This window comes from Oceanobacillus caeni (genome assembly GCF_042678465.1).
Classification (GTDB): Bacteria; Bacillota; Bacilli; order Bacillales; family Amphibacillaceae; genus Oceanobacillus; species Oceanobacillus caeni.
On the sequence record NZ_JBHTKV010000019.1, the window covers coordinates 42100 to 64038 of the forward strand.

Genomic DNA, 21939 nt, shown 5'->3' on the forward strand with positions numbered 1-21939 from the left:
TTTAATGTCAATATCAAATGTCTATTTTTTTTGGTGCTTCCTAACAATTATTCCTTTTTGGTTAGATTAATTATTGTACTATTTCCGTTTCTATCTCTTCTGAAACTTCTTCTTCAGGTTTATCTAATATTGGTTTAATGCGACGATATTGTTGCATCCCTGTACCCGCTGGAACGAGTTTACCAATAATAACATTTTCTTTAAGTCCAAGTAATTCATCACGTTTACCTTTAATCGCAGCATCTGTAAGAACTCTTGTCGTTTCTTGGAAGGATGCAGCTGATAAGAATGAATCTGTTTCAAGAGATGCTTTCGTAATACCAAGTAATACTGGTCTACCTGTTGCAGGGTTACCGCCGTCAAGTAACACAGATTTGTTCGCTTCTTTAAATTGATGTAACTCAAGTAACGAACCTGGCAATACATCCGTATCTCCCGAATCAACAACTCTAATCTTACGTAACATTTGTCGTACCATTACTTCAACGTGTTTGTCGCCAATTTCTACCCCTTGCATACGATATACACGTTGAACTTCGCGTAGAATATAAGCTTGAACACCTTCTACACCTTTAACACGTAATAAATCTTTCGGATCAATGGAACCCTCTGTCAATTCTTGCCCAGCTTCTACTGCGTCACCTATAGATACCTTAAGTCTAGCATTATAAGGTACCGCATAAGAACGCTGTTCCACATCGCCTTGGATAACAATCTCTTGTTTATCTTTGTTTTCATTTATCTCTAGGACACTACCGTAAATTTCAGTAATAACCGCTTGTCCCTTAGGATTACGTGCCTCGAATAATTCTTGGATACGAGGTAAACCTTGTGTAATATCATTACCTGCTACCCCACCTGTATGGAATGTACGCATTGTTAACTGTGTACCTGGTTCCCCGATAGATTGTGCTGCGATAATACCCACAGCTTCACCCACTTCCACATCAGAACCTGTAGCAAGGTTACGTCCATAACATTTTTGACATACACCGTGTTTAGTATTACATGTAAATGCTGAGCGGATAGTAACCTTTTCAATACCTGCTTCAACAATTTCTTTAGCTTGGTCTTCTGTCATTAACTCATTCTTGTTAACTATTACCTTGCCAGTTTCAGGGTGTTTAACAGTCATAAATGCAGTACGTCCTATTAGTCGGTCAATTAATGGTTCAATAACTTCGGTACCATCAACTAATGCTTCTACCTCTAGTCCGCGATCCGTTCCACAATCTTCCTCGCGAATAATAACGTCCTGTGCAACATCTACCAAACGACGAGTTAGATATCCAGAATCCGCAGTCTTAAGCGCGGTATCAGCAAGCCCTTTACGTGCACCGTGAGTTGAAATAAAGTATTCCAATACCGTTAACCCTTCACGGAAGCTAGATTTAATCGGTAGTTCAATAATCTTACCAGCCGGGTTAGCCATTAGTCCACGCATACCAGCAAGCTGTGTAAAGTTAGACGCGTTACCACGTGCACCCGAATCACTCATCATGAATATTGGGTTTCGGTTACTTAGGGATTCCATAAGTTTAGCTTGGATCGTATCCTTTGTAGTGGTCCAGATAGAGATAACACGGTCATAACGTTCCTCTTCTGTAATAAGACCACGACGGAATTGTTTTAGCACTTTATCTACCTTTTCTTGTGCCTCATCTAAGATTGCTTGTTTTTCAGGTAATACTACAATATCAGCGATACCTACTGTCATCCCAGCTTTTGTAGAATAGCTGAAACCCAAATCTTTCATTCGGTCAAGCATTTTAGATGTTTCTGTAATTTTATATCGTTTAAATACTTCCGCAATAATGTCTCCTAAGAAACCTTTCTTAAATGGTTTAACTAATTCACGATTCTTAATTTCATCTTTAATATTTGTTCCCATACTAACAAAATAATTCTCTGGAGTTTTTTCCTCTAGATTCAATCGTGTTGGTTCGTTTATAAACGGGAACGATGCTGGTAAAATTTCATTGAAAATTAGTTTTCCAACAGTAGTTAGCAATAACTGGCTATTTTGTTCTTCAGTGAAAGTTTGGTTGTTTAAACTTGAAGCCTTAACCGCAACTCTCGTATGAAGGTGAACATAACCATTTTGATAAGCTATCCTTGCTTCATTGATATCTTTAAATACACTACCCTCACCAACTGCATTTTCACGTTCAAGTGTTAAGTAGTAGTTACCTAATACCATATCCTGGGACGGTGTAACAACCGGTTTTCCATCCTTTGGATTAAGAATATTTTGAGCCGCAAGCATAAGAAGTCGTGCCTCAGCCTGTGCTTCAGCTGATAGTGGAACGTGAACAGCCATTTGGTCACCATCAAAGTCCGCATTGTATGCAGTACATACTAGTGGATGCAAACGAATTGCTCGACCCTCAACCAAAGTTGGCTCAAATGCTTGAATACCTAATCTATGCAAAGTCGGTGCGCGGTTTAGTAATACCGGATGTTCTTTAATGACATCTTCAAGCACATCCCATACATCTGGATGAACGCGTTCGATTTTACGCTTAGCTGATTTAATGTTATGAGCTAGACCTCTTTCCACTAACTCTTTCATTATAAATGGTTTGAATAATTCTAATGCCATCTCTTTAGGAAGTCCACATTGATACATTTTAAGGTGAGGACCAACAATAATAACAGAACGTCCAGAATAGTCTACACGTTTACCAAGAAGATTTTGACGGAATCTTCCTTGTTTCCCTTTCAACATATGAGACAGTGATTTAAGTGGTCTATTACCTGGTCCTGTGACAGGACGTCCCCTTCTACCATTATCAATCAAGGCGTCAACAGCTTCTTGTAACATACGTTTTTCGTTTTGCACAATAATGCTTGGCGCACCTAAATCTAATAGTCGTTTCAAACGATTATTACGATTAATAACACGTCGATATAGATCATTTAAATCAGAGGTTGCAAAACGTCCACCATCAAGTTGTACCATCGGACGAATTTCCGGTGGAATGACAGGTAGAACATCTAGTACCATCCAATCAGGTTTATTACCTGAATTACGGAATGCTTCTAATACTTCTAGTCGTTTGATTGCTCTAGTACGACGTTGTCCTTGAGCAGTTTTTAACTCTTCTCTTAGAGTTTCCACTTCTTTTTCTAAATCAATATCTTGCAATAATTTACGAATTGCTTCCGCACCCATTTGTGCCTTGAATGTATTGCCGTATTTTTCATAATATGCTCGATATTCTTTTTCAGAAAGAAGTTGTTTTTTCTCTAACGGTGTACTTCCTTGATCAGTCACAATATAGGCAGCAAAGTAGATTACTTCTTCTAGCGCTCTTGGCGACATATCTAATACTAGACCCATACGGCTAGGAATTCCTTTGAAATACCATATATGAGATACAGGTGCAGCTAATTCAATATGCCCCATACGTTCGCGACGCACTTTAGATTTGGTGACTTCAACTCCACAGCGATCACAAACTACACCCTTATAACGTACACGTTTGTATTTACCGCAATGACATTCCCAGTCTTTTGTTGGGCCAAAAATACGCTCGCAGAAAAGGCCATCTTTCTCCGGTTTTAACGTACGGTAATTTATGGTTTCTGGTTTTTTAACCTCACCATATGACCAAGAGCGGATTTTTTCCGATGAAGCTAAGCCAATTTTCATATACTCAAAATTATTTACATCTAGCAAGGAGCCTTCCTCCCTTTTAATGTGCGTTTTTTCATCCAATTTTCAAATAGAGAATTGATGGTATGATGAACCATCAATTCTCTTATATATTCTATTTTCCTTCTACTTCAACTTCCAAGTTCAGTTTACTAGCAGAGTGGGTATCATCTTCTTCTAAATCACGCATGTCGATTTCGTCTTCATGGCTGTTAAGCATTTTAACATCCATACCAAGACTTTGTAGTTCTTTAATTAAAACTTTAAACGATTCTGGTACACCAGGCTCAGGGACGTTATCGCCTTTAACAATGGATTCATAGGTCTTAACACGGCCTACAATGTCATCCGATTTAACTGTTAGGATTTCCTGTAATGTGTATGCAGCACCATAAGCTTCTAAGGCCCACACTTCCATTTCTCCAAACCGTTGTCCACCGAACTGTGCTTTACCACCAAGTGGTTGTTGCGTTACTAATGAATAAGGTCCAGTTGATCTCGCATGCAGCTTATCATCGACCATGTGAGCCAATTTAATCATATACATTACTCCGACAGAAACACGGTTGTCAAAAGGGACACCTGTTCTACCATCATAAAGTACGGTTTTCGCATCTCTTGACATGCCAGCCTCTTCTAGGGTTTCATATACATCTTCTTCTGTTGCACCATCAAATACTGGTGTAGCAACATGAATGCCTAAAAGTCTAGCTGCCATACCTAAGTGAAGCTCAAACACCTGTCCGATATTCATTCGCGATGGTACACCTAGTGGGTTTAACATGATATCAACAGGCGTTCCATCTGGTAAGAATGGCATATCTTCTTCAGGTAATATTTTGGAGATTACCCCTTTATTACCGTGTCGACCAGCCATCTTATCTCCTTCATGGATTTTACGTTTTTGCACAATATACGCACGCACCAATTGGTTTACTCCAGGTGGTAACTCATCGCCGTCTTCACGGTTAAAGATTTTAACATCTAATACTATACCGCCTGCACCATGTGGAACACGCAAGGATGTATCACGTACTTCACGCGCTTTTTCACCAAAGATAGCATGCAATAATCTTTCTTCTGCAGATAATTCCGTAACTCCCTTAGGCGTTACTTTCCCAACTAGGATATCCCCATCAGTAACTTCAGCACCAACACGGATTATTCCATTCTCATCCAAGTTCTTCAATGCATCTTCACCGACGTTAGGAATATCACGAGTAATTTCTTCAGGTCCCAGTTTTGTATCACGAGATTCGGATTCATATTCTTCAATATGAATAGATGTGTAAACATCGTCCTTTACAAGCCTTTCACTCATGATGATCGCATCTTCATAGTTGTAACCTTCCCATGTCATGAAAGCAACTAGAACGTTTTGACCTAATGCCATTTCTCCGTCTTGCATAGATGGGCCGTCTGCTAAAACTTCACCCTTTGTTACACGATCGCCTTCTTTAACAATTGGGCGCTGGTTAATACATGTTCCTGCATTCGAACGAATAAATTTTTGAAGTTTGTATCGATCTAGATCACCTTGAACTTCTTTCCCGTTCACTTCAGATACACGACGCACAAGCACTTCTTTCGCTTCAACTCGTTCTACAATCCCCTCATGCTTACAAATCAATGCAGCACCTGAGTCTTTACCATTCACATATTCCATTCCCGTACCAACAATTGGTGCTTGTGGTTTGATTAACGGCACTGCTTGTCGTTGCATGTTCGCTCCCATAAGGGCACGGTTTGAGTCATCATTCTCTAAGAAAGGAATACACGCCGTTGCAGCAGATACAACCTGCTTAGGGGAGACATCCATATAGTCTATTTTCTCTCGATCAACAACAATGTTTTCCCCTCTAAATCTTGCAATTACTTCATCGTTTTCGAATATATTCTCCTCATTTAAAGGAGCGTTTGCTTGAGCGACAATGTAATTATCCTCTTCGTCAGCAGTTAAATAATCAATTTTATTCGTAACTTTACCAGTATCTGGGTCAACTCGACGATACGGAGTTTCAATAAATCCGTAATCATTCACTTTTGCAAAGGATGATAAAGAGTTAATTAGACCGATGTTTGGTCCTTCAGGTGTTTCGATAGGACACATACGACCATAGTGTGAATAGTGAACATCTCGCACTTCCATACCAGCACGCTCACGAGTCAAACCACCAGGTCCTAATGCAGATAGACGACGCTTGTGCGTAAGCTCTGCCAATGGATTCGTTTGGTCCATAAACTGAGATAACTGGGAACTACCAAAGAACTCCTTAATAGAAGCAATTACTGGTCTAATATTAATTAGCTGTTGCGGCGTTACACTTGACGTATCTTGTATGGACATTCTCTCACGGACTACACGTTCCATACGTGAAAGTCCAATACGGAATTGGTTTTGTAATAACTCACCAACGGATCGCAACCTACGATTACCTAGGTGATCAATATCATCTGTATCCCCAACTTCATGAAGGAGATTAAAGAAATAACTAATTGAGGCTAAGATGTCAGCTGTTGTAATATGCTTCGTATCTTTGTCAACATTACCATTTCCGATTACATTAAGTACTCTTTCTCCACTTGGGTCTGTTGGGTCAATGATTTTCACCGTTTGCAAAGTGATTTCATCATCTAGAACCCCATCATGTGGTTGAAACGTGTTTTCGCCAAGCATATTTTCAGTACGTTCTAAATATGGAATTAACTTATTCAATAATTTACGTTCTAATCGGTCGCCTTTTTCAGCTAAAACTTCACCAGTTTCCGGATCAACTATTGTTTCAGCTAAAACTTGGTTAAATAAGCGATTTTTTATATTAAGCTTTTTATTCATTTTATAACGACCTACATGTGCAAGATCGTAACGTTTCGGATCGAAAAATCTAGAAACTAGTAGACTTTTAGCGTTTTCCACTGTTGGTGGCTCACCAGGACGTAATCGCTCATAAATCTCGAGCAAGGCCTTTTCAGAAGTCTCTGTATTATCTTTTTCTAATGTATTTTTAAGGTAATCATTTTCACCAAGTAAATCTATGATTTCCTGATCGGTACCGAATCCAAGTGCACGTAAAAGTACAGTTATTGGCAATTTTCTTGTACGGTCAATTCGTACATGGGCTACATCCTTAGCATCCGTTTCAAATTCAAGCCATGCGCCTCGATTCGGGATAACTGTTGCTCCAATACCGCGCTTACCATTTTTATCGATCTTATCATTAAAATAAACGCTTGGAGAACGTACAAGCTGAGATACAATGACACGTTCAGCACCATTTATAATAAATGTTCCTGTATCAGTCATTAATGGGAAGTCTCCCATAAACACTTCTTGTTCTTTTACTTCACCGGTCTCGTTATTAATTAAACGAACCTTCACACGAAGGGGAGCATTATACGTAACATCTCTAGACTTTGACTCATCCACATCATACTTCGGCTCACCTAAACTATAATCTACGAATTCAAGTGATAAATTTCCTGCGAAATCCTCAATAGGAGAAATATCCTTGAACATCTCTCTTAATCCTTCTTCTAAAAACCAATCATATGAAGAAGTTTGAATCTCAATTAAATTTGGTAGCTCTAATACCTCATTAATACGTGCATAGCTCCTACGTTTTCGGTGCCGTCCATATTGAACTAGTTGACCTGCCAACTGCTTCACCCCTTAAATAATACGTTTTGTAGAAGTTAATTCTACTATTTTACAAAGGCATGTATATATATAAAACACAGCCAATCAAAAATTGGATATGTTTTGACACAAGATTCACACCTCATAACAATGAGGTTTATAGAAATGCTTTATAAAACAGAAATATGTAGCCACCTATCTATTAGAGCGTATGATCTATAGGATGAAAACTATAACCCCTCTAAAGTTGTAACCTTTTTCGCAAATAATAGTTTACAGATAGATTGATTAAACGTTATAATAAGAAAAAGTAAAAGTAATATTTTCTTTAAAAACCCCGTTTACCTTCCATTATAACAGTTTTTCCTATCATCCATTAATTATACATATTTATTTTATAAAGATCCCTTGACATAAAAATCCCATTATTAGCATCTTCCAATGTTAACACAAGAGGCCTGTTTGGTCAAACATTTATTGCCTTAAAAATATAATAACCTTTATCCCTGGCCATGATATCTACCTCGCCAAATAGCGTTTCAAGTTTCTTTTTCGCCGATGGGGCTCCTTGCTTCTTTTGAATTACCACCCACAACTCGCCATTCGGAAGTAAAACATCTTTTGAATCTCCAAACATATCGTGAACAAGCTTTTTTCCAGCTCTAATTGGAGGATTAGTTATAATAGAGGCGAACTTTCGATCCTTAACATTTGTTGTACTATGACTTTGGATAATTTCAGTGTTATTCTCCACATGATTTTCCATAGCATTTCTTTTTGCTAATTCCAGTGCTCTATTATTAACATCGACCATAATAACATTACGTTTTTGGAAGCTTTTAGCTAAGGAAATACCTATTGGGCCATAGCCGCATCCTAGATCTAAAAAATCACCATCAATTGAAGGTTCGTTAAAGGTTTCAATTATTAATCTAGAACCGAAATCTACTTCATTTTTCGAAAAGACACCTATGTCGCTAGTAAAAGTAAATTCCTTTTCTCTTAAATTATATTTCCAAGTCTTTGGTGAACTTTTTGATTGAGGTTGTTGTGAAAAGTAATGCTCTGACATTCGGCACCTACTTTACTAATATAATAGCGTAAGTCCAGTTCTTATTTGGACTGAAAAACAGAAGAATTTATTATAGTTGAAAAGAGCTCGGTCGAATATCGACGAGCTCTATTATTTTTATATACTTTAATTATTTAACTTCTACAGATGCTCCAGCTTCTTCAAGTTTAGCTTTAACTTCTTCAGCTTCATCTTTAGAAACGGCTTCTTTAACAGCTTTAGGAGCGTTATCTACTAGATCTTTAGCGTCTTTCAAACCAAGACCAGTGATTTCGCGTACAGCTTTAACAACTTTGATCTTAGATGCTCCAGCACTTTCAAGTACAACATCAAATTCAGTTTTTTCTGCAGCAGCGTCTCCACCTGCAGCTGCGCCTGCAACAGCAACTGGTGCTGCAGCTGTAACTCCAAATTCCTCTTCGATTGCTTTAACTAAGTCGTTCAATTCTAAAACAGTCATTTCTTTGATCGCGCTAATCATTTCTTCTTTAGTCATGATATATTGCCTCCTAATTTATAATTTAATATATTTATTATTTTCCAGTTATTAAGCACCTTGTTCTTCTTTTTGTTCTGCAACAGCTTTAGCCGCATAAGCAAAGTTGCGAATCGGTGCTTGTAGTACGTTAAGCAACATAGAAACCATACCTTCGTAGTTTGGTAGGTCTGCAAGTTCGTTGATTTGATCAAGAGTAGCAATTTTACCTTCGATGATGCCACCTTTAATCTCTAAAGCTTCATGTTCTTTGCCGAATTCCTTTAAAATTCTAGCAGGAGCAACCGCATCATCATTACTGAATGCTAGAGCAGTTGGTCCAACTAAAGTTTCGTTTAGTTCACTTAGTTCAGCTGCATCTGCCGCACGACGAGTCATAGTATTTTTATATACTTTGAATTCAACTCCTGCTTCACGTAATGTTTTACGTAATTCAGTAAGCTCACTAACGTCAAGTCCACGATAATCCACAACTACTGTAGTTTGGCTATTACGGAATTTATCAGTAATTTCCTCTACTAGTTGTTTCTTTTGTTCGATAATACCAGACATTGTTCCACCTCCCAATTATTCTCATATACCGTAGCTATAGTTAATCTAGAGCGATCATATCGAAAAAGCCCTCATGTAGACATGAGGGCTTTTTATTACAAACGTAAATTATCCATTCCAGAAAATTTGTTTATAAAAACCTCGGTAGGATCATTAAGCTTTATATAGCCCCTACTGTCTACGGTATAACATATTATTTTATAACAACGGAAATTATTATAACAAACCCATAAAAGGATGTCAATAACTAATTAACGAAAATCAGAAACATCTACTCTGATTCCAGGTCCCATTGTAGATGAGATAGAAACATTCTTCAAGTATGTTCCTTTTGCAGATTGTGGTTTAACTTTAACAATCTGTTCTACTAATGCTTTGAAGTTATCAGCTAGTTTTTCATTATCAAATGAAATTTTACCGATTGTAACATGAATATTTGATGATTTATCTACACGATATTCGACTTTACCAGCTTTAATTTCATTAACTGCTTTTTCTACATCAAAAGTAACTGTTCCAGTTTTAGGGTTTGGCATTAAACCTTTAGGTCCTAATACACGTCCTAATTTACCAACTTCTGCCATCATATCTGGAGTAGCAACGATAACATCAAACTCGAACCAACCTTGGTTGATTTTGTTAATGTATTCAGCATCTCCAACATAATCAGCGCCTGCAGCTTCAGCTTCTTTTACTTTATCGCCTTTAGCGAACACTAGTACGCGTTGTGTTTTACCAGTACCATGTGGTAAAACCATAGCACCACGGATTTGCTGGTCTGCTTTCTTAGGGTCTACCCCTAAACGAAACGCTACTTCAACTGTTTCATCAAATTTAGCTTTAGCAGCATCTTTTGCTAGTTGAACAGCTTCTGTAATTTCATAAGATTTACTACGATCAATAAGCTTTGTAGCTTCTTGATACTTTTTACCTCTTTTAGCCATTATATTTCCTCCTCTATTGTGGTTATAACGGTAATACCTCCCACTTATAAAAGCGTGATAACTTTTATAAATCGTGTGATCGTTTTATCACACTCACGAAAAAGGTTGCGATTTATGGCAATACTCGCAACCCTATACCGTATTAAGAAATCATTCTAGCAGTTTAGCGACCTGCTAGATTAGTCTTCAATAACAATTCCCATACTTCTTGCAGTACCTTCAACCATACGCATCGCTGATTCTACATCAGCTGCATTAAGGTCAGGCATTTTTGTTTCTGCAATTTCTTTTACTTTATCGCGTTTAAGCGTAGCAACTTTATTACTATTTGGTTCACCTGACGCTTTATCAATTCCAGCTGCTTTTTTAAGTAATACAGCTGCAGGTGGAGTTTTAGTGATAAATGTAAATGAACGGTCTTCAAATACTGTAATTTCTACAGGAATGATTAGACCTGCTTGTTCTTGTGTACGCGCATTAAACTCTTTACAGAATCCCATAATGTTAACACCCGCTTGACCTAATGCTGGTCCAACTGGTGGCGCTGGATTAGCTTTACCTGCTGGGATTTGCAATTTAACTACTTTAATTACTTTTTTAGCCACGAGACACACCTCCTTAAAGTCCGTGATGTGGTAATAGGGGTAATATGTCCCCTCCCACTCATATTAAACACTCATACTCAGAGTGTGAATTAACATAGGAATTTTATCATGAATAATAAAATAATGCAAGGTTTTGTCTAAACAATATATAAGGTTGTTCAAACAGTCCGGTGAAAATGACTCTTCGCATTTCTTCGTTGGCTTGCTTTTCATCCTCTTTTTTGAACACACATTATAGCTATAACTTTTCTACTTGAGAGAAGTCAAGTTCTACAGGAGTTTCCCTACCAAACATATTCACATGGACTTTGATCTTTTGCTTATCAACGTCAATGTTTTCAATGGTTCCTGTGAAGTCAGTAAATGGTCCTTCTTTCACACGGACATTTTCTTGCAATTCGAAGTCAACTTCAACACGGGTTTCGTCAACACCCAACTGTTTTAATAGAGTGTCTACTTCATCCGGTAAAAGAGGTGTTGGCTTCGATCCATGTCCACTTGATCCAACAAACCCAGTTACTCCTGGGGTATTACGTACAACATACCATGAGTCATCTGTCATGATCATTTCTGTCAAAACATACCCAGGGAAAAACTTCTTTTTCACTACTTTTTTCTTACCATTTTTAATTTCAGTTTCTTCCTCTTCTGGTACAATGACACGAAAGATTTTTTCTTCCATGCCCATTGTTTCAACACGTTTTTCTAAATTCATTTTTACTTTATTTTCATATCCTGAATACGTATGAACTACATACCATTGTTTCTCCATTAAACTAGGGCGATTTAGCCCTTCCCTCCCTTAGATACTTTTAGAATTTTATGCAATTTAAAAAACCCGTTTTTTTGCGGGTTTTTGCGTCATCATTATTTATTATTAATTATTAACATTATAACATAATTATAACACAATTATTCAAAAGGTTACTAAAGGAGATTTAATCCTAAAGATATTAACTGATCTATAACCATAAAGAATATGGACATTAACACTACAGTAGTAACGACTATAATTGTATAGTTGATTAATTCTTTCCCTTTAGGCCAACTAACCTTCTTCATTTCTCTCGAAACATTATTTAAGAATTTAAACAAAGTTGTACCCCCCTACTCTACCAAATGCATTCACTAAAGAACCCATTTATTTCGTCTCGCGATGCAATGTGTGTTTTCCACATATCTTGCAAAATTTGCGTACTTCTAAACGAGTAGATTTTGTAGATACATTTTTATTAGTTGAATAGTTTCTACTTGAACATATTGCACACGCTAGAGTAACCTTTTTGTTCATATTTTCACCTTTATACTGAAGTTTCTCTTCTTTTAAATGTAGCATGGTATACTACATGATGTCAATAAATCAACATTTTACACATACTTTCATTATAGCTTAATCTCAATTTCATTAAATTCTAATAGCTGTTCTAACTTTTTCTTCACCCGCTGAAGCGCATTGTCAATTGACTTCACATGTCTTTTTAAATCAATAGAGATCTCTTGATAGGTTCTACCGTCAAGGTATAATTGAAGTACTTTCTTCTCTAACTCGCTAAGTAGTTCAGATAACTTCAATTCCATATCTCCCATTTTTTCTCTATTAACTAATAATTCTTGCGGGTCACTTGCTTTTGAACCCTCAATAATATCCATTAAAGTACGCTCTGACTCTTCATCATAAATAGGCTTGTCCAAAGAAACGTAAGAATTTAGCGGTATATGTTTTTGCCTTGTAGCAGTTTTAATCGCAGTAATAATTTGACGAGTAATACAAAGCTCTGCAAACGCTTTAAAAGAGGTTAACTTGTCCTCATTATAGTCACGAATGGCTTTATATAAACCAATCATCCCTTCCTGGACAATGTCCTCTTTATCCGCTCCAATAAGAAAATATGTCCGTGCTTTTGCTCGTACAAAATTTCTGTATTTTTGTATTAAATAGTCAAGAGCATGACTATTCCCCTGATGAATTAGAGCTAAAATTCCTTCATCATCAAGCAAGTGTATGCTTTTATTTTCTTCTTCTAATCGCTCGATATTCAAGAAAAAAGCCCTCCCAATCCCACACAGTGCGCTTTAAGGAACATTATACAGTCCGTTTAAACAAGCGTCAATACTCGTTCCGGGTGATTTTTAAAATATATAGAAAAAACAAAAATGATTAAAAATTATTCGACCTTTTTCGTATTCTGTCGACAATATTCCGCAATACCTACTCGGAAAACTCCCCTCTTCTCATTTTTTCGAACTTGTTTAAGATAGATTCATCCAACTCTATTTTCGTTTGAGGTTTGATTTGTTTATGACTTTCAATATTTTCTATAATTTGCCGTTCAACATCTTTTAGTTCAATATATAATTCGCGTGCTGACTTTCTTAATGCACCTTGCGCAAAAATGGTACGTTGCTCTGTATAGTCTGAGGTTGCCACATATACTTGAGTTTTAACGTTCTTTAGTTTTTTCACTAATTTTTCAATACATTCGTCGGCTGTTTCCTTTTCTTTGGTGTAAATTACTTCAACGTTGAATTCCTGTAACTTACTTTCAGTACCTCTAACATAGTAAGCGTCAAATACAACGATGACTCGATATCCCGAATATGACTGATACTCGGCCATCAACTCAATCAAGCGATCCCGTGCTTGACCTATGTCTTTATCCTTTAATTGCTTTAATCCGTCCCATGCCCCAATAATATTATACCCATCTACTACAACGATAACCATTAGTGCTCTCCTATGGGATGCCGTCTTCGATATACTTCATATAGTAATAGACCACAGGCTACAGAGGCATTTAATGAGGAGACCTTTCCTCCCATTGGAAGACTCACTGTCCAGTCACATTTCTTTTTAACTAATCTACTAATCCCTTTTCCTTCGTTCCCTATAACAACCGCAATTGGTAAAGTGCCATCTAACTTTCGGTAATCTTCTGTTGCTTCTGCTTCTGTACCGACAACCCAAACATTCTTTTCTTTTAATTCAACAATTGTATTTGCGATATTTGTCACTCTTACCACGGGAATATGTTCCATTGCACCAGCTGCTGTTTTTGCCACAGTTGCTGTTAGCCCAACAGAACGTCGCTTTGGAATGATAACACCATGAGCCCCAGTAGCATCTGCTGTTCTTAATATAGATCCCAAGTTATGGGGATCTTCTAATTCATCCAATATGATAAAAAAAGGTTCCTCTCCTTTGTTTTTAGCATTTTGAAACAAATCATCTAATGCAGCATATTCGTATGGCGCCACATAAGCTATCACTCCTTGGTGATTACCGGAATTAATTTGATCAAGTTTCGTTTTCGGTACTTTTTGAATAATTGTACCTGCTTCTTTTGCTAATTGTTTTAGCTTCCCTTGTACATTTTGATTTAAATGTTCTGATATCATGACTTTATTAACAGATCTTCCCGTTTTCAAGGCTTCCATAACGGGATTTTTTCCCATAATAATTTCTTGATCCATTTTCCTTATTCACTCCTTCCTTCGATAACTTGCACAGCCCTTTTGAGTAACTCTTCTAAACGTTCCCCGTTTTTAGCTAAGTAATGATAACCAATTAGAGCTTCAAATGCTGTACTATATCGATACGTTTGAATACTAATATTTTTTGGCGTGGAGCCGGATTTTGCATTTCTCCCTCTTGCAACAATCCGCTCCTCTTCCTCTGATAAAATGCCTTGCTCTAACCATTCTAGAATAACTTCCGCTTGTGCCCTTCCCGAAACAAATGAAACAGCACTTTGATGCAATTCATTAGGCTTTATTTGACCTTTATTTAGAAGATACTCTCTAATATATACCTCATATACGGCATCTCCCATATAAGCAAGACTTAAACTTTTCATTTGTTTCACATCTAAATTCATGACTACTTATCCTCTTTTCCACCGTACTCCTTGTGGTGTATCTTCTAATATAATACCTTTACTTTTAAGCATATCCCGTATTTCATCAGCACGACCAAAATCACGATCTTTCCTAGCCTGATTACGTTCTTCTATTAAATTTTCGATATCTTCGTCTAACAGTTGTTGCTCTTGTTGAATATTAATACCTAAAACATTTAAGAGAGTAACAATTGTATCCTGGAACTTTCTTATAACATCTGTTGACGTTTGCTCTAGTTGCAGATAAACATTGGCTTCTTTTGCTAAGTCGAATAAGACTGAGATAGCATTTGCAGTATTAAAGTCATCGTCCATCTCATGCTCGAATTTTTCTCTTAACTCATTAATTCTGCCAATCCATTCCGTATGATGGTCAACTAAGTCCATACTTGTTTCTTTTCGATGTTCTAAATTTTGATAAGCTGTTTTGATTCGATCAAAACTATTATGTGCACTTTGTAATAATTCTTCCGTAAAGTTTATCGGATTTCGGTAATGAACGCTTAACATAAAGAAGCGAAGAACTTGAGGATCATACTTAGCTATTAAATCTCTTGCCAACACAAAATTCCCCAGTGATTTAGACATCTTCTCATTGTTAATATTGATATAACCATTATGGATCCAATAGTTTGCAAAGGTTTTTCCCGTATTTGCCTCTGATTGAGCAATTTCATTTTCGTGATGTGGAAAGGTCAAATCTTGCCCACCAGCATGAATGTCTATCGTATCCCCTAAATATTTCTTTACCATTGCGGAACATTCAATATGCCAACCTGGCCTTCCTTTTCCCCAAGGCGAATCCCATGAGATCTCCCCTTCTTTCGCACTCTTCCATAAAGCAAAGTCTAATGGATCCTCTTTCTTTTCCCCAATCTGAATTCTAGCACCTGAGCGGAGTTCATCAATGGATTGGTGAGAAAGCTTCCCATAACCTTCAAAGGCACGTGGTTTAAAATAAACATCTCCTCCGGCTTCATAAGCATACCCTTTTTCGATCAGTACTGCTATGAAGTCAATAATATCATCCATTGTTTCTGTTACTCTCGGATTGTGGGTTGCCTTTTTTACCCCTAATGCATTTACATCTTCTAAATATGCATTAATAAACCTTTCAGAAATGGCAGGAACCTCTTCACCTAATTCATTGGCTGCTTTAATAATCTTGTCATCTACGTCTGTAAAGTTTAGAACATAATCCACTTTGAAATTTCGATATTCAAAATATCTACGCACCGTATCAAAAACAATCGCCGGTCTAGCATTCCCTATATGAATATAGTTGTATACTGTTGGTCCACAAACATACATGCTAACTTTACCTTCAACTAGTGGTTTAAACTCCTCTTTTTCATGTGTTAATGTATTATAAATTTTGATTGTCATACTGATTGGTTCCCTTCTTTCAATTTGACTATTTCCTCGCGTAAGGATTCTACTTCCTGTTTCAATTCTTTAATCGTATTTGCAACAGGGTCAGGCATATTTTGATGATCTAGGTCTCTTCTCACTCTAACCCCATTTTGAACAACTACTCTTCCTGGCACCCCTACGACTGTACAATTTTCTGGAACATCTCTTACAACTACCGCTCCTCCGCCTACCTTAGAGTTTTCCCCTATTGTAATGGATCCAAGCACTTTTGCTCCTGTAGAAATAAGTGCATTGTCTTTTATAGTCGGATGACGCTTTCCCTTCTCATTTCCAGTTCCCCCTAGTGTAACCCCTTGAAATATAGTTACGTTATCACCAATTTCGCAAGTTTCACCAATAACGACACCCATTCCATGATCGATAAAAAAACGTCTACCTATTTGGGCTCCCGGGTGGATTTCAATTCCTGTAAAAAATCTACTAAGTTGCGATATTACCCTTGCAATAAAGAATAACTTACGTTTATAAAAGGCATGTGCAATGCGATGCGCCCAAATCGCATGTATACCTGAATAAGTTAGAAATACTTCTAAATATGTTCTAGCGGCTGGATCCTGTTCAAAAACAACATCCATATCCTCTTTCATACGCTTAAATATCCCCATTTTACTTTTCTCCACCCCTATCTATTTCTATTAGAAAACTTGACATTTCCTATTAGGTTAGACAAATACCTTAATTGCACTTAGAATGTTTATCTTATCTCTCTACTAAAAAAGACGTCTTTGTGTAATAAATACACAGAGACGCCTTTTTGCGCGGTTCCACTCTGTTTGGAGATTCTCTCCCAACTTGTGCTCCATTAACGGTAGAGTGCCGCTGTCATGTACTATTATTTCCATAACAGACTCCAAGGGGCACTTCAAAAATGTCACTTAAAACCGCTCTCAGCCTAGGCGATTCTCTCTGGATAAGTCAGCCACTTTCTACTTTCCCTTTTCAACGTTCCTTATATAGTTTCAATTCCGCTTTTATATTTCTAATATATTACATCTCTTTACTTTTGTGAATGGTTACGCTCCTAGTTGTTTCAAAACTTTGTCTAGGCGCGATACAATAAGTTCTTTTCCTAATAATTCAATGGCCATTGGTAATTCTGGGCCGTGCATTTGTCCAGTTGTTGCAATACGGATTGGCATAAATAATTTTTTCCCGCGATGACCAGTTTCCTTTTGCGTTGCCTTTATTTGTGCTTTGATGGAATCCTTCGTGAAATCATCTAAGTGAATGATTTTATCTGTAAACACTTGTAAAACTTCTGGAACTTGTTCTTCTTCTAAAACCTTCTTAGATGCTTCATCTAATGTAATTTCTTCTTTGAAAAACATCTCTGTCAATTCTACTATTTCTTGTCCATAACGTAATTGTTCGCGATATAACTCGATAACATTCTCAGCCCACTGTCTTGTCTCAGCATCCATATCCTTAGGAAGTCTTCCAGCTTCAATTAAATATGGCATTGCTAATTCAATGACATCTTCTGTATCTCTTGCTTTAATATATTCATTATTCATCCATTTTAATTTTTGTTGATCAAAGATAGCAGCTGATGTAGATAAACGTTCCGGATCAAAGATTTTAATTAGTGTTTCCTTATCAAAAATTTCTTCTTCACCAACTGGGGACCAACCAAGTAATGAAATGAAGTTAAATAATGCCTCCGGTAAATAACCTAAATTCTTATATTGCTCAATAAATTGAACAATATGGCTATCCCTTTTACTTAGTTTTTTACGATCTTCATTTAGAATCAATGTCATGTGCCCAAATTTAGGAGGTTCCCAACCAAATGTTTCATAAATCATCATTTGTTTAGGTGTATTTGAAATGTGTTCTTCTCCTCTTAATACATGAGAAATTCCCATTAAGTGATCATCAATTGCTACTGCAAAATTATAAGTTGGAATACCATTTTTCTTTACAATAACCCAATCGCCAAAGTCACTAGATTCAAAAGTAATATCCCCGCGAACTATATCATTAAACGTATAGGTTTTATCATCTGGAACACGAAAACGAATACTTGGTTTGCGCCCTTCCGCTTCAAAAGCTAAACATTGATCTTCCGTTAAATTACGATGCGCACCAGAATACTTAGGCACTTGTCCATTGGCTTTTTGTTCTTCACGTTCGGCTTCAAGTTCCTCTTCCGTCATATAACATTTATATGCCAAACCTTTTTCTAACAACTCATCAACGTATTTTTGGTAAATATCAAGGCGCTCTGTTTGCCGATATGGTCCATATTCTCCGCCAATATCAGCACCTTCATCCCATTCAATTCCTAGCCATTTTAGGAATTTAAACTGACTTTCTTCTCCACCTTCTACATTTCGTTTATCATCTGTATCTTCTGTGCGAATAATAAACTTTCCATCAAAATGTCTTGCATATAAATAGTTAAAAAGCGCTGTTCTAGCATTACCAATATGTAAATGCCCAGTTGGACTTGGAGCATACCTTACACGAACATCGTTTGTCATTTTCGCTTTCTCCTTTCAAGTTAAAGTAAAATTATATATTTAAAGAAGACTTCCATCAGCGGGGTTTTCCATCATCCCCCACTGACGGTTAGTCGCACTTATCGGACCTTTACGGGCAGTTGATCTCACACCTACCTTCTTTGTTTCCCTAGAAACGGTGAGAGTTTTATTGCCCGTTTAGGCAGGATAAATAATTATGTATACCAAAAAGGAAAGTGATAACGAATACTGTTATCACTTCTACTCTCTCCTTATAAGTTATACCGCTTTTATAATGCTTTTTCAAGTAATTTTGGTTTTGCAAAAATCATTCTACCTGCAGAGGTTTGTAAAACACTCGTAATTAATACCTCAATTGTCTTCCCTATATAATCCTTACCTTCTTCTACAACTATCATTGTTCCATCATCGAGATAAGCTACACCTTGGTTTTGTTCTTTACCATCTTTTATTACCTGTACCACAAGCTCTTCTCCTGGTAAAACAACTGGTTTCACTGCATTTGCCAAATCATTAATATTAAGAACACGAACACCTTGTAAATCACAAACCTTATTTAAATTGAAATCATTTGTAACAATAATTCCGTCAATCACTTTTGCAAGTTTAATTAGTTTACTATCTACCTCATGAATTTCTTCAAAATCACCTTCGTAAATTTCCACTTTAACTGGTAATTCCTTTTGAATTCTATTTAACACATCTAATCCCCTACGACCACGATTTCGTTTCAATGCATCTGAGGAATCAGCTATATGTTGAAGTTCACCTAGTACAAATTGCGGAATAACAATGGTTCCTTCTAAAAAATTGGTTTGACAAATGTCCGCAATTCTACCATCGATAATAACGCTTGTATCTAGTATTTTTACTTTTGGCTCGGTTATTTCCGTTTCGTCAGAGTCCGACATTCTACGTTTTTCCTTTTTTGATGTTCTTAACAGATTGATAAATTCGTCCCTTCGTTTAAAACCAACCTGAAACCCGAAATAACCAAGTAAAATCATAATGAAGAGTGGTAGTACTTGAGATATAACATCTATATTTATATCTTGCAAGGGTATGTTAATAAAGTAAGCAATAACTAACCCAAGGATTAAACCAATACTACCAAAGAATAAATCAACAGCTGGAATTTTAATAAGAGATTCTTCAATCCATTTTAAGAAATTAACAATAAATCCGGCCACCCAATAGGAAATGAGAAAGAATATAATTGCGCCTACGACCATACCAAGATATGGGGATGTCAACCAACTTATATCAGTTAATTTTAATAAATGAATAATAGCTGGAATGTATAAGAATCCAATTGTTCCACCAAGTATTACAAAAAATAGATTAACAATAATCTTTAACAACCCATTCACCTCCTAATTCTATTATTACCGTTCATACAATAAATAATCCTAGTAATTATTAAAAAAACTCGAATTCGCCTATCCTTTTGAGAAATAATTCAAATGAATTACTCTACAGAACATACTTCCTGCATAAGTGCGTGTTCAAAAAGGACCGAGTCGGCTAAGAACGCAACGTCCTGTGCGTCGGAATTTCGAGGCGGTGAAGCTCCCGGTACCGGAATGTATGCAGTTCATACATAAGGGACGGATAAACGAGCATTTTCAAGAAATTCGAAGTGTCATTTTTACCGGACTTTTTGAACAACATCTATTATATATAAAAGAAAAATAATACCAATTAAATCATAGCATAGCTATGATGAACATTCCATTTGGATAAATGCTAAGAAACATCCTTTTTTTGTACAGCGATACAATACTATCGTTCTATCCCTAAATCCAATGCCTCTTGAACTGATTGAACTCCAATTACTTGGATGTCCCTAGGTGGTGTCCACCCATCTAAATTATTTTTAGGACAAATAACTCGTTTAAAACCGAGTTTGGCAGCCTCTTGCACTCGCTGTTCAATTCGAGAGACCCTTCTAATTTCTCCGGTTAGTCCAACCTCACCTATAAAAATATCATCTGGTCTAGTAGGATTATCCCGAAAGCTAGATGCAATACTGACAGCAATCGCTAAATCAATCGCTGGCTCATCTAATTTTACTCCACCAGCAACTTTTATATATGCATCCTGGTTTTGTAGCATTAATCCTACACGTTTTTCCAAAACCGCCATTAATAACGATACACGATTATGATCTACACCGGTTGCCATTCTCCTTGGGTTTCCAAAACTAGATGGGGATATTAACGCTTGGATTTCCACTAAAACCGGTCGTGTCCCCTCCATAGACGCAACAACCGTGGATCCAGACGTGCCATGAGAACGTTCCTCTAAAAATATTTCTGAAGGATTCATAACCTCTCTAAGTCCCTCTTCCTTCATTTCGAAAATCCCCATTTCATTGGTAGAACCAAAGCGATTCTTTACCCCACGTAAAATTCGATAGGTATGATGCCTTTCACCTTCAAAATAAAGAACCGTATCTACCATATGTTCTAGCATTCTCGGTCCTGCAATTGCTCCCTCTTTTGTAACATGACCTACAATAAAGATAGGAATGTTATTTATCTTTGCCAAGCGCATTAATTCTCCTGTACATTCTCGCACTTGGGAGACACTTCCTGGGGCACTAGTTACCTCTTCTTTAAATATCGTCTGAATGGAGTCAATCACTACAAAAGAAGGCTTAATTTGTTCCACATGTCTTGAAATATCAAATAAATTTGTTTCGGAGAGCACATATAGTTCTTCTGATTTAATCCCTAAACGATCCGCTCTTAATTTCGTTTGACGGGTTGATTCTTCTCCTGAAATATAAAGCACAGGTAAATGCTTATCTGCTAATTGTGCTGAAATCTGCAATAATAGTGTAGATTTACCAATTCCGGGGTCACCACCAATTAATACAAGGGATCCCATTACAATCCCTCCACCGAGAACACGATTAAACTCTTTCATAGTCGTCGTAATTCTTGGCTCTTCTTGGGATTCAATAGATGTAATCCGTTCAGGTTGGGCTACCGCACTTCTGGCTACATTAAATATATGTCTCCCTTTACCTGATGATGCTTCCATTTCCTCCACTAAAGTGTTCCAATTATGGCATCCTGGGCATTTTCCCATCCACTTTGCAGACTCATATCCACATTCCTGACACACAAACTTTGTCTTACGCTTCGCCAAGCTTCT

19 protein-coding genes and 2 other annotated features are annotated in these 21939 nt (G+C 37.0%); all 19 genes read right to left on the minus strand.

Going from position 1 to position 21939, the window contains the following annotated elements; translation table 11 throughout:
• Positions 1-70 precede the first annotated feature (70 nt).
• Entirely contained in the window at positions 71-3682 is a 3612-nt protein-coding gene (gene rpoC, locus ACFQ18_RS13335) for a DNA-directed RNA polymerase subunit beta' (protein ID WP_204798446.1), read from the minus strand.
• A 91-nt stretch (positions 3683-3773) separates the two neighbouring features.
• A complete protein-coding gene (rpoB, locus tag ACFQ18_RS13340; protein WP_204798447.1) occupies positions 3774-7316 on the minus strand; it encodes a DNA-directed RNA polymerase subunit beta in 3543 nt (1180 codons plus the stop codon).
• Between the two features lie 445 nt (positions 7317-7761).
• Positions 7762-8367: a class I SAM-dependent methyltransferase gene (locus ACFQ18_RS13345; protein WP_204798448.1), complete on the minus strand. Its 606-nt coding sequence runs from the start codon at positions 8365-8367 to the stop codon at positions 7762-7764.
• Between the two features lie 130 nt (positions 8368-8497).
• On the minus strand, positions 8498-8863 hold the full coding sequence (rplL, locus tag ACFQ18_RS13350; RefSeq protein ID WP_047185913.1) for a 50S ribosomal protein L7/L12: 366 nt from the start codon (positions 8861-8863) through the stop codon (positions 8498-8500).
• Positions 8864-8914: 51 nt separating this feature from the next.
• Entirely contained in the window at positions 8915-9415 is a 501-nt protein-coding gene (rplJ, locus tag ACFQ18_RS13355; RefSeq protein WP_204798449.1) for a 50S ribosomal protein L10, read from the minus strand.
• A 52-nt stretch (positions 9416-9467) separates the two neighbouring features.
• Positions 9468-9617, minus strand: a sequence feature (ribosomal protein L10 leader region).
• Positions 9618-9666: 49 nt separating this feature from the next.
• Complete coding sequence (gene rplA, locus ACFQ18_RS13360) at positions 9667-10359, minus strand: 50S ribosomal protein L1 (RefSeq protein ID WP_204798450.1); 693 nt, start codon at positions 10357-10359, stop codon at positions 9667-9669.
• A gap of 179 nt (positions 10360-10538) precedes the next feature.
• Complete coding sequence (gene rplK, locus ACFQ18_RS13365) at positions 10539-10964, minus strand: 50S ribosomal protein L11 (protein WP_047185916.1); 426 nt, start codon at positions 10962-10964, stop codon at positions 10539-10541.
• A 238-nt stretch (positions 10965-11202) separates the two neighbouring features.
• Positions 11203-11736, minus strand: a complete 534-nt coding sequence (gene nusG, locus ACFQ18_RS13370; RefSeq protein ID WP_047185917.1) for a transcription termination/antitermination protein NusG — start codon at positions 11734-11736, stop codon at positions 11203-11205.
• 155 nt (positions 11737-11891) lie between these two features.
• Positions 11892-12059: a preprotein translocase subunit SecE gene (gene secE, locus ACFQ18_RS13375; protein WP_060668154.1), complete on the minus strand. Its 168-nt coding sequence runs from the start codon at positions 12057-12059 to the stop codon at positions 11892-11894.
• A gap of 46 nt (positions 12060-12105) precedes the next feature.
• Positions 12106-12255 (minus strand): 50S ribosomal protein L33, encoded by a 150-nt coding sequence (rpmG, locus tag ACFQ18_RS13380; protein ID WP_083452522.1) that lies wholly within the window; start codon positions 12253-12255, stop codon positions 12106-12108.
• Between the two features lie 92 nt (positions 12256-12347).
• On the minus strand, positions 12348-13004 hold the full coding sequence (gene sigH, locus ACFQ18_RS13385; protein WP_060668155.1) for an RNA polymerase sporulation sigma factor SigH: 657 nt from the start codon (positions 13002-13004) through the stop codon (positions 12348-12350).
• A 169-nt stretch (positions 13005-13173) separates the two neighbouring features.
• A complete protein-coding gene (locus ACFQ18_RS13390) occupies positions 13174-13689 on the minus strand; it encodes an NYN domain-containing protein (protein ID WP_047185920.1) in 516 nt (171 codons plus the stop codon).
• Complete coding sequence (rlmB, locus tag ACFQ18_RS13395; RefSeq protein ID WP_204798451.1) at positions 13689-14435, minus strand: 23S rRNA (guanosine(2251)-2'-O)-methyltransferase RlmB; 747 nt, start codon at positions 14433-14435, stop codon at positions 13689-13691. Before rlmB ends, ACFQ18_RS13390 begins: the two co-directional genes overlap by 1 nt.
• A gap of 5 nt (positions 14436-14440) precedes the next feature.
• Positions 14441-14839, minus strand: coding sequence for a Mini-ribonuclease 3 (locus tag ACFQ18_RS13400; protein WP_047185922.1), 399 nt, complete (start codon positions 14837-14839; stop codon positions 14441-14443).
• Between the two features lie 6 nt (positions 14840-14845).
• The gene (gene cysS / locus ACFQ18_RS13405; RefSeq protein WP_204798452.1) at positions 14846-16246 is read right to left on the minus strand and encodes a cysteine--tRNA ligase; all 1401 of its coding nucleotides are present in this window, start codon (positions 16244-16246) and stop codon (positions 14846-14848) included.
• On the minus strand, positions 16243-16899 hold the full coding sequence (cysE, locus tag ACFQ18_RS13410) for a serine O-acetyltransferase (protein ID WP_276536940.1): 657 nt from the start codon (positions 16897-16899) through the stop codon (positions 16243-16245). The genes cysS and cysE overlap by 4 nt, the downstream gene beginning before the upstream one ends.
• A 134-nt stretch (positions 16900-17033) precedes the next feature.
• Positions 17034-17246: a binding site (T-box leader), on the minus strand.
• Positions 17247-17307: 61 nt separating this feature from the next.
• Positions 17308-18777: a glutamate--tRNA ligase gene (gene gltX, locus ACFQ18_RS13415; RefSeq protein WP_204798453.1), complete on the minus strand. Its 1470-nt coding sequence runs from the start codon at positions 18775-18777 to the stop codon at positions 17308-17310.
• A 269-nt stretch (positions 18778-19046) separates the two neighbouring features.
• Complete coding sequence (locus tag ACFQ18_RS13420) at positions 19047-20138, minus strand: PIN/TRAM domain-containing protein (protein WP_204798454.1); 1092 nt, start codon at positions 20136-20138, stop codon at positions 19047-19049.
• Positions 20139-20559: 421 nt separating this feature from the next.
• Complete coding sequence (gene radA / locus ACFQ18_RS13425) at positions 20560-21933, minus strand: DNA repair protein RadA (protein WP_060668158.1); 1374 nt, start codon at positions 21931-21933, stop codon at positions 20560-20562.
• Positions 21934-21939: the final 6 nt, after the last annotated feature.